This window comes from Aquimarina sp. AU474 (assembly GCF_900312815.1).
Lineage (GTDB): Bacteria > Bacteroidota > Bacteroidia > Flavobacteriales > Flavobacteriaceae > Aquimarina.
Window position 1 is genome coordinate 649,527 of sequence record NZ_OMPE01000008.1, and the last position, 20,443, is coordinate 669,969.

At 33.6% G+C, this 20,443-nt stretch carries 7 protein-coding genes; 4 read left to right on the forward strand and 3 right to left on the reverse strand.

The genetic code is table 11. The features are described from left to right. The first annotated feature begins 37 nt into the window (after positions 1-37). The 4 genes from DK508_RS12760 to DK508_RS12775 all read left to right on the forward strand — a co-directional run bounded on the left by DK508_RS12760 (position 38) and on the right by DK508_RS12775 (position 15,127). Entirely contained in the window at positions 38-4,315 is a 4,278-nt protein-coding gene (locus DK508_RS12760) for a DUF6443 domain-containing protein (RefSeq protein ID WP_109301137.1), read from the forward strand. A gap of 64 nt (positions 4,316-4,379) precedes the next feature. Continuing rightward, positions 4,380-8,114 (forward strand): hypothetical protein, encoded by a 3,735-nt coding sequence (locus DK508_RS12765; RefSeq protein WP_109301138.1) that lies wholly within the window; start codon positions 4,380-4,382, stop codon positions 8,112-8,114. A gap of 296 nt (positions 8,115-8,410) precedes the next feature. Continuing rightward, on the forward strand, positions 8,411-13,537 hold the full coding sequence (locus tag DK508_RS12770) for a M43 family zinc metalloprotease (RefSeq protein WP_109301139.1): 5,127 nt from the start codon (positions 8,411-8,413) through the stop codon (positions 13,535-13,537). A gap of 279 nt (positions 13,538-13,816) precedes the next feature. Then, positions 13,817-15,127: a hypothetical protein gene (locus DK508_RS12775; RefSeq protein WP_109301140.1), complete on the forward strand. Its 1,311-nt coding sequence runs from the start codon at positions 13,817-13,819 to the stop codon at positions 15,125-15,127. 64 nt (positions 15,128-15,191) lie between these two features. On the opposite strand, the gene DK508_RS12780 is transcribed toward DK508_RS12775, so the two are convergent. The 3 genes from DK508_RS12780 to DK508_RS12790 are packed head-to-tail and all read right to left on the reverse strand — an operon-like array spanning position 15,192 to position 20,390. Further along, on the reverse strand, positions 15,192-16,649 hold the full coding sequence (locus DK508_RS12780; RefSeq protein WP_109301141.1) for a polysaccharide biosynthesis C-terminal domain-containing protein: 1,458 nt from the start codon (positions 16,647-16,649) through the stop codon (positions 15,192-15,194). A 4-nt stretch (positions 16,650-16,653) separates the two neighbouring features. After that, complete coding sequence (locus tag DK508_RS12785) at positions 16,654-17,943, reverse strand: glycosyl transferase family 1 (RefSeq protein WP_109301142.1); 1,290 nt, start codon at positions 17,941-17,943, stop codon at positions 16,654-16,656. 5 nt (positions 17,944-17,948) lie between these two features. Further along, positions 17,949-20,390 (reverse strand): YfhO family protein, encoded by a 2,442-nt coding sequence (locus DK508_RS12790; RefSeq protein ID WP_109301143.1) that lies wholly within the window; start codon positions 20,388-20,390, stop codon positions 17,949-17,951. Positions 20,391-20,443 lie beyond the last annotated feature (53 nt).

A 20,443-nucleotide genomic window follows, 5' to 3' on the forward strand; every position in this document is an offset into this window, starting at 1 on the left:
AATAACTTCTATTTACACTACATAATAACTATAACGTATGAAAAAGTGGCTATTCATTTTAATTAGCACGGTAACACTTCATGCTAATGCACAATCTTTGGATCAGAATTTCACAATGACAATCGTTCCCAAAGAAGCCTTAAGCATTGAAGAAGTAAATGCTGTTGCAGACCAAACTGCTACTACTATAAGCAATCTTACAATCGATTATGACGTAAGTGATCAAACCTTAACCGCATCTCAATCCATTACGGTAAAGAACAATTCTCTTATAACCCCAAATACGCATTTAAAAATAAGCGACGAAACCTTTTCTGCTAATGAAACTGTTTTCAAAAACATAACGTATTACGATGGGTTAGGTAGGCCTATTCAATCCAATGCAATTGGTCAAAATCCAGAAGGGAAAGATATTGTACAGCATTATGAATATGATCAATTTGGTAGAACCGAAAAATCATATTTACCGCTACCTGGTGGTCAAAACACTGGTAACTTTATAAACAATCCTGTATCTCAAATCAACACATATTATCAAAATAAATATGGAGATACAAATCCATTTTCGGAGCAACGATTTGATAATTCTCCATTAAGCAGAGTATTAGAATCTGCCAGTCCAGGTAATGACTGGAGATTATCTAATGTTAACGACACAGATCATACAATCAAGTATGAATATGCTACGAATGATGCGAATGAAGTGAAAAAATATGAACCTACAAATGACGGTTTTAATGTTTCATATTATGAAAAAAATGAGCTCGCCAAGAATATTGTAAAAAGTAACAATTGGCAACCTCAAGATGGTCATTTGAATACCAAAGAAGTTTTTACAGACAAAAAAGGACGGAAAATAGTAGAAATAGATTATGTGAAAAATGAAAATACTATTCAAAAACTTGTCACATATTATGTATACGATGTTTTTGGGAGATTAGTATCTGTGTTAACTCCAAAATTTTTAGAGAACTCAATACCCAATACCGAAGATTATTCTGTAAGCTGGTCTTTGAGTGATTTTATTGAAACTGGAACTTTTGAAGGAGATTTTGTGTTCAAAGTACAAAACAATGTAATAACCATAGAGGCTTCAAATTTGTCTAAACCTAGTAATCTTATATGGGGAAAATTAAAAAATCAAGTAACCAAAATAATAAACACATCTTCTCCTCTACCCGATATGTTTCTAGGGGATGTTACGACAGTTAGTGGTTTGATCGATCCGGTCACCGGAGAAGGATTTAAACTTAAAGTTGGAGAAGCAAGTATAACAAATGGTAATCTGGTTATTAATAGAACTTCTACCAATACCTTTAGAGAATTTGGAACTTCTATAGATAAAGATCTTAACTTGATTATAAATACAGGTCTAATGAATGATTTGAGCTATCAATATCAATACGATACATATAATAGACAGGTTGCCCAAAAAGTACCCGGAAAGGATTGGGAATACATGATTTATGATCAATTAGACAATCCTATTCTTACACAAGATGCTAATCTAAAAACAAATAACTTATGGCTTTTTACCAAAAAAGACGCTTTTGGAAGACCTCTTTATACTGGAAAGTACTATAGCACTAAATCTAGAGAAAATTTACAACTGGAAGTTGATGGTTTTATCAATGCTTCTTCGAACCTGGCAAATACCGAGACAAGAACCAGTAGTCCAGTACATATTTCTGGAACCTCTATAAACTATTCCAATAATGCTTTCCCAAAAACGAACATTACAGAATTGCTAACTGTAAATTACTACGATGATTATAATTTTATTGATCCAGATAAACCTGCTTTCCAAAATACTATTGAAGGACAAACAGTAACAAACAAAACTAAAGGGCTTACTACAGCCAATTGGACAAAAACTCTCGGAGAGAATATCTGGTCAAAATTATATACATACTATAATGAAACCGGTATTGCTATAAAAATACATGAAAAGAATCATCTAGGTGGGTATACAACCACAGAAAACAAAGTGGATTTCAGAGGAAAGGTAGAAAAAGAAGTAACCAAACATCGCAGAACTTCAAATGCTACATTATTGACTATTAATGATAGATATGAATATGATGTTAACGAGCGTATAAAATCGCAATATCAAAAGATCAATAATCAGCAAGAAGAACATTTAGTAACCCATAATTATGATGAACTAGGAAATCTTGAAAATAAGAATGTTGGAGGGTTAAGCACATCAGGAAGTAGATTACAAAGCATTGATTACACCTATAATATCCAGGGATGGCTTAAAGAGATTAATAATGTAGATAATTTAGGGAACGATCTATTTGCATACAAAATTAACTATAATGAGTCTATTGAAGGTGCCAATACCGATGCCACTAGTCTATTTAATGGAAACATTGCACAAACTATCTGGAGGTCCAAGCATGATAATCAAAAAAAATCTTATGCATATCAATATGACAAACTAAACAGGATAACAGATGCAGCATTTTTAGCCGGTAATACTTTGGTAAGAGATGCCAATTTAAAATTTGAAATTCACGATATTGCTTATGATGTAAATGGAAATATCAAGCATGTAAAAAGAAATGGACAAAATGGTATCATTGATAATTTAAGGTATCAATATGGCTCTATAAATGGAAATCAACTGAAAGCTATTACGGATACTGGAAATGTAACTCAGGGATTCACAGATGGAAATACTACAGGAGATGATTATGAATATGACTCTAACGGTAATCTCATCAAAGATTTAAATAAAGGAATTAGTCTAATAGAATATAACCATCTTGATCTGGTAAAAAAGGTATCTTTTGAAAATGGGCAAACCATTCAATACAAATATGATGGAACCGGAAGAAAACTTTCTAAAATCTATATAAGTGGTGGTGCCGTAAATCAAACCGATTATTTAGGTGGATTTCAATATCAACAAAATCAGTTACAATTTGTACCTAATGCCGAAGGGTATTCTTACCCAAGTAATACTGGTAACTCTTTTAAGTATGTTTATATGATATCTGATCAATTAGGTAATAATAGAGTTACCTATAGTGATACAGATAATAATGGAAGTATTAGTATCGATGAAATTCTTTCTAATAGTGATTACTATCCTATGGGATTAATTCATAGTGGCGAATTTACCAGTTCTATTGCTTCTAACTACAACTATAAGTTTCAAGGAAAAGAACTACAGCAAGAAAATAATATAACCATGTATGATTTTGGTTCCAGACTATATGATCCTGCCGTTGGAAGATGGTTTAGTACAGACCCTCAAAATCAGTTTAATAGTCCATATTTAGCTATGGGTAACAATCCTATTTCTATGGTTGATCCCAATGGAGAATATGCAATAGGCTCAGGTCTTATTGCAGGCGCTATTGCAGGCGCATATCTAGGGATGATGACGGGTATGATGGCCAATCAAATGAATGGGAAAAAATTTAGTGATAGTAGTAATATTGTAAAAGGAGCTACAAAAGGAGCTGTTGAAGGCGCCATTTTTGGAGTTAGTGGGGTTGTAGGATCTGCCATAGAAACCTTTTCTATGGGATATGCCAGTGTAGACATCCCAGTAACCGATAATTTTTCGATAACATTAAGTCCCGCTTTGGTTGTAGGATCCGATGCTTCTTCGATGGGTATAAATGCCACCGGTAACCTGGAGCTTGGTGATTTTACGGTAAGCGCTAGCTTAACTGGCTCTTACAATAATGCAGCTGAAGGAAGTGGTTTACAAGGCTATAGTGGTGTAGGAACCTTAGGGGTAAGTTATGATGATGGTAATTTTGGAATAGGGTTAAGTACATCATGGCATAGTAATGTAACCGGAAATGGAAAAAAAACAGGAAAACAAAGAGTTGGATCAGGTTTTCTTAAGTACAAAGATTTTAGCATTTCATATGAAAACGATGGTTGGTTTTATGACAAAATTGGACTTGGAGATGCGGGAGACAGTTTCAGAACTGCAGCTTTATCTGTAGGGTATGGCGATTACAGCGTTGGATTTAATCTTTTTACAGGGTATAGAAATATGAGTGAGGATCCAGCGGTATGGAAAGAAACTAATGAGCGTGATCCGATATTTCCCGTAACGTATAAATACGGTTTAGTCAATGAAGAAGGTACAAAATATAGAATGGGAGCATTATACCTTGGGTATAAGAATAAAAGAACAGGAATTAATTCTGAAAGAGTTCGTCATGCCATTCAAAATGAATTTGCCCATGGAAAAGCAAGGCCCCAAGGATATTTTAAAGTAACGAGTTGGGACATAAAAAGATATACTCAATACAAAAGTTATAATAACCCCTTTACATCATGGTAAAATTGCCATTCCTAATTAAAAATATTTATTAAAAATAGAGATTGCTCTACTAAAAATAAAACTAATGTATTTTCTAAAAAAAATAATAGTAATACTACTGATACTTTTGAGTGTAAAAAGTTACCCTCAAGAAGCTGTCGATATTACAACCCCTCAATTATCATCGTTCAACTCTGGACAAAGTATTGAAGGCTTTATTCAAAATTCGATAAACGAAGCAACAGGAAAAGTAACTTTTGGGGTACCCATAGCTTCTATTTCGGCAAGAGGGGTTTCTTATAGCGTTGCCCTTACCTATGATGGGAAATCATCATTTGATACTGGTTCAAATACCAATAAATACAATCCTGCGAGTACTGTTGGTGTTGGATTTAGTTTACCTATTTCCAAAATTGTGACAGATAATAAAGGGACAGCATCAAAAGAAGATGATGATTTCTTTTTGCAGGATGGTAATAACACAAAGTTATTTTGTACCAATAAAATTGATCCGGGAAATATTGAAGGAGAAACCATCTGGGAATTTCAAGCCGAAAAATACATTCCCTGGAAAATAAAATACTACAAAAGTGAAAAATTTGATCTACATGGCGTGTTAGTAGAAAGACCCTTAGATTATTGGATGGTTATAGATGACAAAGGAACAGAATATGTCTATGGCGAAACTCAGAACGCGAGAGAAAACATGGTCGCATGGGGTAATTGGATAGGTAACTCCAAAAAAAATGGTGGGTCTAGAGCAACTATAGTTTGGAACCTCTCTACAATAAAAGATCAATGGGATAATGATATTAATTTTGAATATGAATTACAAGAAAACTTTGTTGGAAATGTCAAACAAACGGAAGCTTCATACATCAAAAAAATAATATCGTCAACAGGAGAAAACATACGATTTAATTATGGTACTAAAAGTGTTAGCGAATTTTATGAACCACACATAGAGTATGCAGAACCAGATGCATATCAAGAAAGGTATGAAAAAAGATATCTTCAAAACATAGCAACATATAATAGCAGTAATGGCTTAATGTATACCTATAATTTTGCATATACTCTAGAGAATAATAGTTCTTCAACCGATAAAAAAAGATATCTATCCAGTATTACGCAAGAAAACGAAATAGGAGAATCACTCCCAAATCAAAGGTTTGAATATCATACTACCGGAGATTTTAAAGGAGGTATCAAAAAGATCATTTATCCTATGGGAAGCTCCGTTACCTATAATTATGAGAACAAAACTCTTTTTACGAATTCTCCTCATAATAACACAGGATCTGCACCAAACAATTTTGGATACAACTATTATTCAATAGCAACTAAAGAAAACTATGCACTAATGCTTTTGAAATCTAAATCACCCATAAGAGATGGAAAACATAGGTTTAAAATAGTTAGATACACATGGAACGGTCAAGATTGGACACATAACTCATTTGTACTTCCATACTTAATAAAAGATACTCACCCTACCACAGGAGTGTGGTTAGAAAATTTTCAATCTGTTTTTGGAGCAGAGTATTACGGGTTTATGCATAATGACGGAAACTTCATAAGAATGGATTTATTTCACTTAAAACCAGATGGTATCAATTGGGATCATAAGACGGAGAATCATCTTAATGTAGGAGCAGGAAGACCTTCATTAATTTCTGGGAATGAGTTTGTAGCCATAGGTGGGCATCATAATGGAAAAATTCATATGTATAATTGGAATCTTAAAAGATGGAATAGAGAGATTATCAATCAAGGCGCAGGTCAATATTACTACGGAGCAACAAATAATTTTATACTATCTCTTAATGAAGATGGTGGAAACGATCTGATTACCGGTGTAAATCATGAAGATAATTATTACATTCATTATCTAGATGCTAGTAAAAATTGGATCACCAAATCATGGTCTGCAGCTGCAGATCCATACATAAATGGAATAGAAGAAGCTAGTTATTTTTATCCAGGAAATGCTATGGCTGGTTTTGTTGCTTATGATAACCCTGAATTTTTCTTGAGGTGGGATGAAAACTATAATTTACTAAAACCAGATAATGTTTTAGGAAGCGTGAATGACGATAATCCTATTATCCCTACATATAGCGGTATGTTTACACTTCAAAATAGGTTTTACCAACATTCGATTAAATATGCTCGATTCAATGGGATTAATTGGAATGTTTTTAATCTTCCTACCTCCTCTTCATATTATGCAAAACCATCTTATGGAGAAGACTTCGCAACCTTTCAAAATCACGCAAACAATAAAAGAACTGGTTATACATTGTATAATCCAAATACAGACTCTTGGGAGTATACCAATGGTTTAAATACATATCCTTGGTATAGCACAAATAATAAAATTACCGGAGTGGCAAGTGATTTTTTAATAGCAGGTAATCAGATTTATACATTCTCAAACACCTCATTATCCCCTATTGCAAATCAAACATTACCTTATACTAATGTTTTTAGTCACACCGATGGATTAAGTCATGGATTTATAAAACTTGCTTCACACACTACAAGTGGCTCTACTGCATCAGAAAATTTTGAGAAAGGGATGTATGTGTATGTAAATAAGAAAAATAATCAGATATCAACAATCGATCTTGGTAAAAAATATCATATGGCGGGTCCAACAATCTTTGCCGGCAAAACTCCTTTCTTAAGTACCAATGCCATGTGGTTAAGAAATCAAGGAGCTTCTGATTATTTGTATCGAATTATTGACGATAAGGTTAATAATGTGGTAAAAGATATTGTAGTAACAAAAGTCCAAACCAATAATGGAAATAATGAAATTAGAGAAACCGTATATACGTATCAAAATCCAAATTCAACCAAGAATAATGATTTTACTTTTTATGGAAATGTTACTATAGAAAATAAAGGGTACGGAGCTTCTTCTATCGGAAAATTAACAAAGAAATATGATAACGGTGCTACAGATGCACAAATGGCTGGGTTATTGCTAGAAGAAATTGCAAAAGACACAAATGGCGTTACTATTAGTCACTCTATAAGTACTTTTGAAAAATACGATGCAATACCTAGAAGATTTAGCATTAAGCAAACAAAACAAGAAAGTAACGTGTTCTATAACGGTAAAGCAATGACCAATATTACAGAAACCAAATACAATTTCCCTAATTATCTCCCGATAAAAACGAAAAGCACAAATAGTAAGGGACAAACTGAAGAAGTAACTATGACATATGCATTTACCGAATACTCGGAAATGGATAAGAGAAACTTTTTAAGTCAACCATATCAAATTACCACAAAGGTAAATGGAACAATTGTTTCGATAAAAAGAACAAGTTGGGTTGCAGAAGATAAAATCTATGCTTCCGAAACTTGGGCAGGAAACTCTTATGATAATTTGAGAAAAATTAGAGAAGTAAGTAAAATGAATACATATGGTCAGGTGTTGGAAACAACAAATGGAAGAGGCCAATATAAATGTATGTTATATGGTTATAATAACAAATACCCTGTGGCTACTTTATCCAATGCAAAGCACAATGATGTCATTAATAATTTGGATGTAACCGAATCTGCACTGCAGAACTTAAATAATTCAAATCTGAAATCAGAATTAAGTAAACTATATAGTAGACTACCTAATGCGATGATTAAACTAAGTCTATATGATATTGAAGGAAAAATAATGACTCAAGTCAATGAGAGACAAAGAGAAATTAAAAATAACTATGATAACTTTAATCGTTTGGATTATATAAGTGATCATAATAATAATGTTCTGAAGAAGAATATTTATAATTATAAAACAGAATAAATTGACCATAATTATTACAAGTTAGGTAAAAGATAACATTTTAATGAAATGATCAGATAGCTCGGACCTAAAAACCCGAGCTATTTTTATTTAGAACAAAGTATACTCCTACCCTTTCTTGAAATAGAAAACATCTCTTTTTAGTATACGAAAAAACGTATTATCTTCATTATAAACACCTTAAAAATAGAAGTTTAACCAAACAGGTATATATAATATCAGTATTGGATATTTTTTAATTATTTAAAGGTATTGTTTGTTGTAATTTTAATAATTAACACAAACTTTACTTTATTATGAATTTTATTGTTAAAATATCGATTATTTACCTGTTACTATTTTCAACAGCATCGATTAAGGCTCAACAGGCAATAGACGAACCCTGCTCATTTGATCAGATCAAAGAAGAATTCTACAAGGACAACCCTGAAGAACTACGAAAAGCATTAGCTTTTGAAAAAAAAGTAAAGCAACATGCTTTACAAAAGAAAATAACCCCCAATAAAGCTGCAGGCTCTTATATTGTACCTGTAGTTTTTCACATCTACGATGCCAAATACCCCAATGATAGTGATGGTAACATAAGAAATGTTACCGATGCCAGAATAATACAAGCACTTAAGGATATTAATGATGATTTTAAAGGTTTCAACGATCCTGTAGATAATGCTTTTGGCAATATTGAAGGAGGAATGAATATTGAGTTTAGATTAGCTCAAGTAGATCCCAATGGCAACACCACAACCGGAATCATTTACCACGAAAGAAAAGAAGGTTTTGGACTTAGTAGCAACAATGCAGAGATCGCAAAATATGCTTGGGATAATTTTAAATACATGAATGTTCATATACAAGAAGTGATCAAATCCGGTAGTACTACGCAGTCTGGCATAGCTTGGTTTCCCGCTCAAAACATGTCTGAAGAAGGTACAGCAAGAGTAGTGTATAATGGTAAATATATCATTTACTCCCCTCCTGCCTCATCCTTAACGCATGAGTTTGGGCATTTCTTGGGATTGCACCATACGTTTAATGGAGGATGTGTATCTGGTGATGACCAAGGAGATCTTGTAGCAGATACACCTCCTACATTAGCGGGTACAGCATCAGAACAAGGAGGAAGATCTTGTAAATCAGGAGTTACAAACTGTTTTAATAATTTGATCAATCATCAAAACCACATGGATTATAACCCCTGTGAATCTATGTTTACCAAAGGGCAAGTAACTCGAATGGAATCTTTTATGGATCATGAAGCAAGAATCACTTTATGGCAAGATGCTAATTTGATAGCCACAGGTGTTAAACAAGCTGATTTGGGGGCCAGAGTAATTTTTACCTATCAAGATAGCGAAGATAGTGCAGTAGATCAAGCGTTGGCATTTATAGAAGGTTTTGCAAATAATAACGGAGACATACTTAATAAAAAAAGAATCAAAGCTGTTGCTGGCGCTCAATTTGCTATTACAGGTCAAATGCAAGAAGGTGTTCACTTTACAACAACCAATGTACCCAATGGTTTAAGTACTCAAATTACAGTGCAGGACAATGAAAATGCCATTATAACATTTACTGGCAATGCTACAAACCACAGTAAAGCAGATTCTAAAGAAATTAAAATTACATTATTAAACCCTGCCATTGTAGGTGGTGTAAATTCATTATACTCCAAAACAGGAGTATACGATATCAATTTTATTGACCCATATAAACCCTACTATGAGATGTACTCTCCAGCTATAGTAACCGGGCGTTCTGTACAAAATTATAACGATGCCATAGCATCAAAATTTAATTCATTAGTAATAGGTGGTCGATACAGAACTAGGCTACGATCATATGATGGTAATACAATCACTATTGACAATAATGCTATGGAGTTTGATGTACTGTGCAACCCAGGTAGTATAAATATAAAAAACTTAGCCGAAGGAACAACCATAAGTGCTAACACTTCAGGAACGTGGATAGGAAGACAAGCCGTTGCTACATCTCCCCCGCGAATAGCTGGTGCTGGGTATACTTCTTGGCATGGTAAAACCGGATATGTAGGTATTAGAGTACCTACGATAACAGGGGATTATGTATATGGCTGGTTAAGAATAAAGGTCACCGCCAATGGAGAATATGCAGAGTTAACAACTTTTGGATTAAACCCAGATCCTGGCAAATCTATGCAGGCAACGGTTGCCGTACCTAATTTGGTGTATTCTAGTGATCGTTTTTTAGAATCCGTGAAGAATGATGGCACAATAGAAAATGAAATCACAGTAGATATTAAAGACGCCTCCTTATCGGTTTCAGGAACTTTGGTTTCAGGTAATCATTATAGCATAAGAAATGTTCCTAAAGGATTAACTTTTACCGCAAAAGTAATGAACTCCAGACAACTCAAGTTAACCATGAAAGGTATTGCTACCGAAAGTGATTGGGCCCAATATGAAGGATTTGTAAAAAACATAAGATTAAAATTTAAGAGTACCATATTCGCAAATGGAATTGGCTCTCAAGTAGCATTCAAAGAGTTTCCACTCAATATAGAATATATAGGCAATGCATACACCAAAGTACCATCGCCTATAAGAAGATTCGTGGTGGGTTCAGATTCAGAAAATGGCAGTACTACCATTTTACCCTGGACTTATAACCTAGAATTTACTTCGGCATCATACCAATTTCAAGAATATCCAGCAAGCAACTCAAGTAATGAGTTTCCTGGGGTTAAATTTATTTCGTGGCGAAAGGACGCCGTAGCCAACGCCAATTATGAACTTACACCATTAAATGCGGGATCTGTTATTGGACCCAATAATTCCTGGAAAAACGGAAGAGAATACAATGAAGGAAGAGGGCAACATATGATGGATTCTGAAACATATAGAGCCTGGCGCGGAAGAACAAGTTATGCCGGGGTTAGAATAAACCGATCTGGAAGAATGCATTATGGTTGGTTAAAAATAAAAGTAGGCACCAACGGAAGAACATATGAAATTCTAGAATATGGACTACAAGGTATCCCAGAAGCTTCTATAAAAGCTGGCACCAAAGATTCTGATGATGTACAAACCTATTGTGATGCTAAAGGTAATAATGGTACCGAAGGAATTACTAATGTAGAATTTGCAGGGATAGATAAATCTTCAGCTAGAGATGCAACTGGGTATTCTGATTATACCGGAAATACTGCTTTCGTTGCTCGAGGAAAAGAGTATCCTTTAAAGGTAAATGTTGTAGGGTGGAATGGTGGTTCTGCTGCCCGAATATATGTATGGTTCGATTGGAATAATGATTTCGATTTTAGAGATTCTGGAGAATATCTGGAAGTGATAAAAACATCTAATACTACTGGAGAGATTAGTGTAAATATCCCTACCAATGCCCAGTTAGGTGTTACACGTATGAGAATACGAGTAGATGACAGGGCTAGTAACGCAGATTGTGGAGATAGAAGCCGCGGTGAAGTTGAAGATTACCAAGTAAATATTGGCATTGCCAATGCTTCTTGTACCGATGGTGAACAAAATGGTGATGAAACAGGAGTCGATTGCGGTGGATCGTCTTGTAACGACTGTATTCCTGAGCCAACTTGTGATGATGGGATTAAAAATGGAGGTGAAACAGAAGTTGATTGCGGAGGTGAATTTTGCGAACCATGTGAAATCTTTACAGAAATTTGTGCAGCAACTGCAACAGGAACGGGTGAAGGGATTGATATCAATAATGTAACTTTTGGCAGTATCAATAATAATTCTACTGGTGATAATCAATATACCGATTACTCTAATATCTCTACAAACCTTACCACGGGGCAACAATTAGCATTGACCATAACTACAAAAAATACCTGGAACCCTACTACTGTCGCAGTATGGATTGATTGGAATAATGATAATGATTTTAGAGATGATCAAGAAAAAGTGTTGTACATATCAGGCATTCAAAATGGTTCTTATACGAGTACAGTTACTGTTCCTGCATCTGCAACGACAAATACGTCATTACGTATGAGAGTACGATCAGGATACTACCAAGATGTATTAAGACCATGTGGTACTATTACTTCAATTGGCGAAGTAGAAGATTATAGAGTTACTATTACAGAGGGATCGGGTCCATCTTGTAGTGATGGTATACAAAATGGAGATGAAACCGGAATAGATTGTGGTGGCTCTTGTGATCCGTGTCCAACTGTGACATATTGCAATATGAATGGAACAAACTCTAATGATGATTCAATAGCGAATGTAAATTTTGCAGGAATAAATAACAGCTCTTCAAATAGCACTACTGGATACGAGAACTACACAACCATTTCTGGTAATGTTACCAAAGGAGGATCAACAAATCTTAAAGTCACCATTGTAGGATATCAAGGGGGAGCCAATAATGAAGTGTATGCATGGTTCGACTGGAATATAGATGGAGATTTTACCGATGTAGGTGAGAAATTTGAAATAACTACCCAAACAAGTAATACCATTCGTGAGTTACTAATAAATATACCTAGCACAGCTAAAACAGGAAGCACAAGAATGCGAGTTGTAGTGGGATACGATGCTAATGATGGTAATAGTTCTTGCGGGACCATAAATTATGGTGAAGTAGAGGATTATACTATCAATATTAGTAACGGTTCTGGTCCAACCTGCACAGATGGTATTCAAAATGGAAATGAAACCGGTATCGATTGTGGAGGAACATGCACACCTTGTAACAATGACGGTACAATAGTATATGTCGATATCGAGGACAAAACCACTAATTCATCAAATACTTGGAATTTCTTTAGAATTGAAACAGGCGACGAAAATGGATTTGGAGGATGGTTCTCCAATAGTACTATTCGATTAGTTACTTATGAAAAGGATGTCGTTTGCCAAGGCACCAGCAATAATGTAACTTTAATAGAAGAAGGTGTCGAAGTGAACTCCTCTAGCAACTTTGTTGCCAATTCTAATAGTTTCTTAATTAGTTCCTCATCATACACAAGCTGGAATGGAAAACTAGGTTATATAGGATTTTCTTTCAAAATTAATGGAGCCACTCATTATGGATGGTTTTATGCAACAGTCGCTAATAATGGATTATCATATACTATAAAAGATTACGCATATAACACGATACCAAACCAAGGTTTAATAACAAAGAGACCTACAAGAACCAAAGATGAATTAGAACAAAATACTCCTAACCTATACCCTAACCCATTCGACAACACCTTTACGATTGATGTTTCTACGATGAATAGCGAGGCTTTAGTTGTAAAAGTATATAACCTACTAGGGAAAGAGGTGATTCATAAAAATTACAAAAAAAATCCAGGTAGAATAGTTTTAGGTAAACAAATTAAAGTATCAGGAAGTTATTTTGTAAAAATACAGACCAAAACAAAAAATACGATTCTACGACTTATTAAACTCTAAACACACAAATAGTAATGCCGTTACGAATACGTAATGAAGTTTGTTAGTTAGTAATTAAACAGCTGCTCTACTATGCAGCTGTTTTTTTATTTTATACTAATGAACTCTAATTAACAAGAGTAATCTTCAAGGATATATTTCTTAACCCCAGTAAAGAATTAAAAAGATCAAAGAAAAAACACCTAATAATCAATGGTTTATTTTTTTGGCACGCTGATTGATACTATAAAAGTGAGCATCAAAAACACAAATCGAGATACTCATTTAAAATCAAGAATTATGAAAAAATTTGTTTTACTTTTTACAGGATTATTATTAGCAACATTTACAGCTAATGCATCAGAAACAAATACTGAGTCTTCTACTCGTTATTATAATAACGGAAAGTCATTTATCTTCAGTGAAGGAGGAATTGATTTTTCAATTTATGCTGATGGCCAATTTGATTTTTATATCAATGGGTCAAGAGGAGGAGTTAATGTTGGTCTAAATGCACCTGGGGTAAACATAAGTTTTAATTCTGGATATGATTATGACGCTTTTGTACAATATGATGATTACGGAGCGGTTGTACAGGTAGAAGATACTCCTATTTTTTACGATCACTACGGTAGAATAACACAAGCTGGTGATGTATTTATTAATTACAATAACTATGGTCGTATCTCAAGAGTAGGTGGATTATATGTAAACTATAACAGTTATGGAAACTTCTTAAACTGTACTGGATATATAAACAACTATAACAGACATTATGTATATAGACCATTTCACGCATATTTCACTATACCTGTAGTAAGTAGATGTATAGTGTACACGAGACCATATAGAAGGTATTATACACCATATAGATGTTCATATACAGTATATAGATCAAACTATTATAACGGATATTACCACAGACCTTATAGAAGCCGTAACTATTACAGACCTCACAATAGAATAACAAGCTATAACAGAGGGTATAGAGGTTCTAATATTAGAAACGTAGGTTACAGATCAAGAGGTCATAGAACGGCTATGTATAAGAGAAATGATCGTAACTATAGCACAATTAACAGAAGTAGATCTAGATCTACTAATTACGGAACAAGAACTGCTACAAGAAGTAGATCTAACAATACCGGAACAAGAAGTGTAACTAGAAGCAGATCTTATGATAATGGTACAAGAAATGTAAATAGAACTCGTAGTGTTACTCCTGATCAGAGATCACGTACTGTAAACAGAAATACACAAAGTACATCTAGAACTAGATCTGGTAATAGAACTACTCCATCAAGAGGAACGGTACAAACGACTAAAAGAACAAGAAATACAGTATCGAATAGATCAAATAACTATAGTAGTAAACCGAAGTACACAAGTTCTGGTAGTACTCAAGCAAGAAAACCAAGAACTACTTCTAGAAATTACTCTAGAAATGTAACAAAAGGTTCTAGCAACAGTCGTTATAGTAATAGAGCTGCAAATACAGCAAAAACTAGTACTAATAAAAAAAGAAGCAATACATATAGCAGATCTTCTAGAGGATCTAGTAACTCAAAATCAAGTAGTCCAAGATCACGTTCGGCTAGAAGTAGAAGCTAATAAAGATATATAAGAAATTTATTTTTTTGGTTGGTTAGTTGGAAAATCCCTTAGAGACAAATGCTTAAGCATCTCTGGGGATTTTCTTTATTAGTTTATTAATGTCTGGAGATAATTTTAAGAAATACAATACTGCTGTATATCCCCCTACTATCAAAGCGCTTTTACAAATAATATTAAGTATAGGGTGAAAAGGGAAATTCCAGAAATAAAACCCTAAAACAAAACCTAAAATTAAAACTAACGAAAGAATCGTTTTATTAGAAAATGGATGCACTTTAAACTTTATATATACAATCCATAATTTGGCAATGTTATAACAGAAAACAGCACCAAATGTAGCTATAGCTGCTCCCGTTACTTTAAATATCGGTATACATATAACATTAAGAACAAAAGAAAGAATAGCCATTCCCACTCCTATATACAAAACTAATCTATAGTAATCAGAAGTATATAGTATAGCATTATTGTTACCCATAGCGTTATCAAACAATTTTACACTTCCAATAAGGATAACTACCCATATATATAATTCATAATTATCAGGAATAACATCAAAAAGTTCATGGACGTTACAAACAATCAATACAAACAATAATCCACTGATTATCAAAAGGTTTATAGAGCTTTTTCTATACAAAGACTTTAATTGACTCCAAGCTTTTTCATTAATTAACTTTGCTGTTAAAGGATAGGTGATTTGATGCATTGCTCTAGAAGGTATTATAATTACACTTGCTATATATGCGCAGATACCATATTTGGCCACATTTTCAATAGCCAAATACCTTTCTATCATAGTTTTATCAAGATCTATAAGTAAAGTTGCTACAGAGCCAGCAATCAAGATCAATCCAGAATACTTTAAAACGGCAATATAATTAGTTGGTATAGGTATACTAAGCTTAATCTTATGTAGCTTAAAAGCGTATACCTTCATGATGGTGGTTCTTAACAAATAAGCAAACACCAATCCGTAAATAAACTGTTCTACAGATAAATAATCAAGATAAACCAGGAGCAATAGGATGCTAATACACACTCTTAAGAATAACTCTTTCATCATATTTCCAAAAACACTCTTTAATTTTACTTTGGACCATGCGAAAAAGACTTCAAAATAAGATAAGGCATAAGCTAAAACAAAAATAGTCCAAATATAGGGTTGTACAATAGGGTTCCCTTTGCTAAAGTATCCCAACAATACATTATAAAACAGTACTCCTAAGCCACCTATTATAAGCGCCATAAATAAGGGTAGTACCAACATTAGGCTCATAAATTTATCTTGCTGTTTTCTATCTTTATATGAAGAAAAGAACTTTACAAGTGTATTATGCACACCAAATGCTATAAGAGGCCATATCAAATTTGAAGCAGATATAAGATATGAAATCAAGCCATAATATTGCTCTTCCATGAAATTGGTAAATAAAAAAAGCGTATTTATTGCTCCAATACCAAATCCCAAACAAGTAATAATTACATTCTTTACGGATTGATTAACAACTACTCCCATACCTTTACATCCTATCGTTTTTTATAATACCTGATAGACTCTTAGTTAATTCTCTTCGACTATATCGTTCAATGCCGTTTACATTGGACACTAATTTTCCTTCCTTATGATTTATAAAAGCTTCTAAGATACTAGCCTTTAAAGCTTCAAACTCATGATATTCAAAAAATTTACCAGAGTTGGTTTCTTTAATCAAAATAGAAATATCTGCATCCTTTGGTCCTAATGCAATAATAGGACGTTTTGATACCATATATTCAAATAATTTCCCCGGTATTATAGATTTAGTTTCCTCACTATCAATCTCTACAAGTAACAACAATGAAGAACTCCTTTGCAATTCGATGGCTTTATTATGAGAAACATATCCTTGCATATTTAAAAAACTGGATAAACCAGCTTCCTTTATAGAAACCAACACATCATTACTTACGGCTCCTATCAATTGTAATTGAAACATTTTAGCAAACTCCTTATTTTCTTCGGCAATTTCATACAGAGCTTTCCAAAGGTTTCGAGGGTTACGGCCCGATAATAAAGATCCTATATGTGATATAGTAAATTTACTATCTAAAATTGTTTCTAATATCGTTTCTTTATCATAACCATTGGTAATTACAGAAATAGGTTTTGTCGTAATGTTCTCAAATTCTGTTTTGGTCCTAAAGCTGGTAACTATAACATGATCACTGGTAGTTAATACTTCTTTCTCAAAAGATTTGTGTTTTCTTATTGATCTCTTCGTCAATTTTAATTTATCATGATACCCAATAGTCGTCCAAGGATCTCTAAAATCTGCAAGCCAACGAATCCCTAATTTATCTTTAAGCCCCTTCCCTATTAAATGCACACTATGAGGAGGGCCTGTAGTAATTATAGTATCTATATTATTTTCTGAAATGTATTTTTTTAAATATGTAACCGACGGCTTTACCCAAAACTTTCTAGCATCAGGAATGAAAAAATTCCCTCTAACAAAGAGTAATAATTTTTGCACCAGTGATTGCTTATTCTTATTAGCAATTATGCCTTTACTAATAGTTTTGGATTCTTTCTTTGAAAAAACTTGTGCAAAACGATAAGGTTCGAAAATAGAATTTTTCAAAATTGTTACTCCATCAGGTATTTCAGATAACAAAGAATCATCTATTAAAGGATAGGTTGGATTTTCGGGTATATAAATAACTGGCTCGATATCAAAATCCCTTAAGTATTTTACAAACTTAAGCCAACGTTGTACGCCTGGCCCTCCTGCTGGTGGCCAATAATATGTAATAATCAAAACTTTTAACACCTTAATTACTTATCTTCTTTTGTTAAAGATAGTAAACTACCCGTTTTCTTGTATTGATACATTAACCCACCTAAAAGTAATACTATCAAAATGATAGAACTGGTTAGCGTAATTGCGCCTCCTGTTTTAACTACTTGAGGTTCGAATTTAAATTCTACCTCATGCCTACCTGCCGGTATTTTAATTCCTCTTAGAGTATAATCAACTGGATATATATTATCAGATTTCCCATCGATAAATACCTTCCAACCTTCTTTATAATATACTTCAGAAAACACAACAAAACCAGGATTAGCAGCATACACATTATATGCTAGATGATCGGGTGAGGTTTTAGAAATAGATATTGTAGAGATACTATCTTTTACTGGCTTAAATCCTTTTAATTGATCTTGATACTCTTTTCTTATAACAGCCGTTTTCTTTGTATCTATAGTATTTAATGATTCAAACTCATCCTTATATCCATCAACAAACTTTAACTCTTCGACAAACCAAGCCGGACCATTAGCCGAAGGATTTTGCTGCACATCTAACTCACGTTTCTCGTTTTGTTGTATGACATATTTTACATTAAGCATATTGATCACCTGCAAGTTACCCTTGGCAATATGATTATAATATAAATCTTCCATTTTTCTTGGGCGTACCGCAGTATACCCATTAATAGAATTGAAAAAATAATTTGTGTGCGAGTTATTAAACCCTCTTGCTTGATCTAACACCCTAAAATATGACTTATCTTTTAAAATTTCTTTATCGACAGCAGTAGGCTGAAAATAATTTTTGTATTCTCTTTTTGAAATAAACCCTTCTTCATTAACGCTTCGTCTATCAATCGAAACAAGGTCAACAAGAATAAGCAGCCCTACAACGATCAAAGCGATATTCTCTGATAATTTCTTTTTTAAAGTAAACCACAGCACACCACCAACAAGGATAATATATATAAGAGATCGTAAACTATCGCTTTTCATTATGGTAATACGATCTTCTTTAATAGCGTCAAAAATAGCAGGTTGCTCTATTGCTAATTGCACTTCAGAAGGTGATTTAAAACTGAATAAACTGCTTCCAAATAACCAAAATATTAAACACAACCCACCAAAAACACCTAATGCAATAAAAAATTTCTTCTGTTTCTCGATAAAAGGAATTTTATCATTAAAAAACCTATGTAAACCAAATACAGCGGCAATAGGCATCAATAGTTCCAGTATTACCTGAATACTAGATACTGCTCTAAACTTGTTATAAAAAGGTACATAATCTATAAAAAACTGAGTTAGAAATTCTAAATTCTTACCCCAACTAAGCAGTAATGATAAGATAATACCGCCCAAAAGCCACCAGCGCAATCTTCCATTAATAAGCAATAGTCCCAAAAGAGCCAAAAATACCACAGTTATACCTAGATAAGGAGGAGCTTCTACAAAAGGTTGATCTCCCCAATACAATCCCGTTACATTGGCATAATAATTTGCTTGTTCGCGGGGTTGTCCCAATTCTAACAATTTTTGATAAAAAGCAGAATCTTTTCCTAGGTCTGATGCTCTTCCTAAACCCATTAGTTTAGGAACAAAAAGATTTAAGGACTCTAACTTTCCGTAACTATATTCTGTAATATATTCATAATCTAGACCATTTTTTTCTGAAGAACTTGCTGTTGTTTCAGCAAGCAGGTTCTTACCCCTTATACTAGTATCCACGTATTCTGATGTAGATAACAACGTAGTTGCATTTGTAGCTAAACCTAAAACCACAGCCACAACCAATATCCCAACAGATTTAAAAAAGTGCAGAGTCTGTTTTTTCTTAATAGCATCAATCCCATATGCCACACCCATTACCAAAGTGAGTAAACCTAAATAATAAGTCATTTGATAATGATTTGCTTGTATCTCTAGACCCATAGCTACAGCTGTAAGTAAAAATCCCCAGATGTATTTTCGTTGAAAAACCAATAGAATTCCTGAAATTACCAACGGGAAATACGCTATTGCATGTGCTTTAGAGTTATGTCCAACTCCAATAATTATAATAAGATATGTAGAAAATCCAAAGGCTAATGCACCAACAATGGCAATTCGCCACGGAATTCGCATCACTAGCATTAATATATAAAAACTAATTAGGTATAAAAATAAATAATCTGCAGGCCTGGGTAAAAAACGGATTAACCGATCTAGTTTATCCATATAATCATGCGGAAACTTCGCCCCCAATTGATACGTAGGCATACCACCATAGGCAGAATTATTCCAGTACGTTTCTTGTCCTTTTTGAGCTCTATGATCTTTCTGTTGTTTAGTCATCCCCTCATAAAGCTTTATATCATTTTGATATAACATTTTACCATTTAAAACTGGATTGAAATAGATCAATGAGACAATTATAAAACCAAAAATAACAAGTATATGGGGTAAGAATCTTTTAATTAAAGACATGATTTGTGTACGTTTATTTAATGATGAGCCAAATTAAAAAATATAAGCAACTT

Coding starts and splice junctions, on each gene's coding strand:
- DK508_RS12770 (WP_109301139.1), top strand. CDS start 8,411: ATGAATTTTATTGTTAAAATATCGATTATTTACCTGTTACTATTTTCA.
- DK508_RS12760 (WP_109301137.1), top strand. CDS start 38: ATGAAAAAGTGGCTATTCATTTTAATTAGCACGGTAACACTTCATGCT.
- DK508_RS12790 (WP_109301143.1), bottom strand. CDS start 20,390: ATGTCTTTAATTAAAAGATTCTTACCCCATATACTTGTTATTTTTGGT.
- DK508_RS12780 (WP_109301141.1), bottom strand. CDS start 16,649: ATGGGAGTAGTTGTTAATCAATCCGTAAAGAATGTAATTATTACTTGT.
- DK508_RS12765 (WP_109301138.1), top strand. CDS start 4,380: ATGTATTTTCTAAAAAAAATAATAGTAATACTACTGATACTTTTGAGT.
- DK508_RS12775 (WP_109301140.1), top strand. CDS start 13,817: ATGAAAAAATTTGTTTTACTTTTTACAGGATTATTATTAGCAACATTT.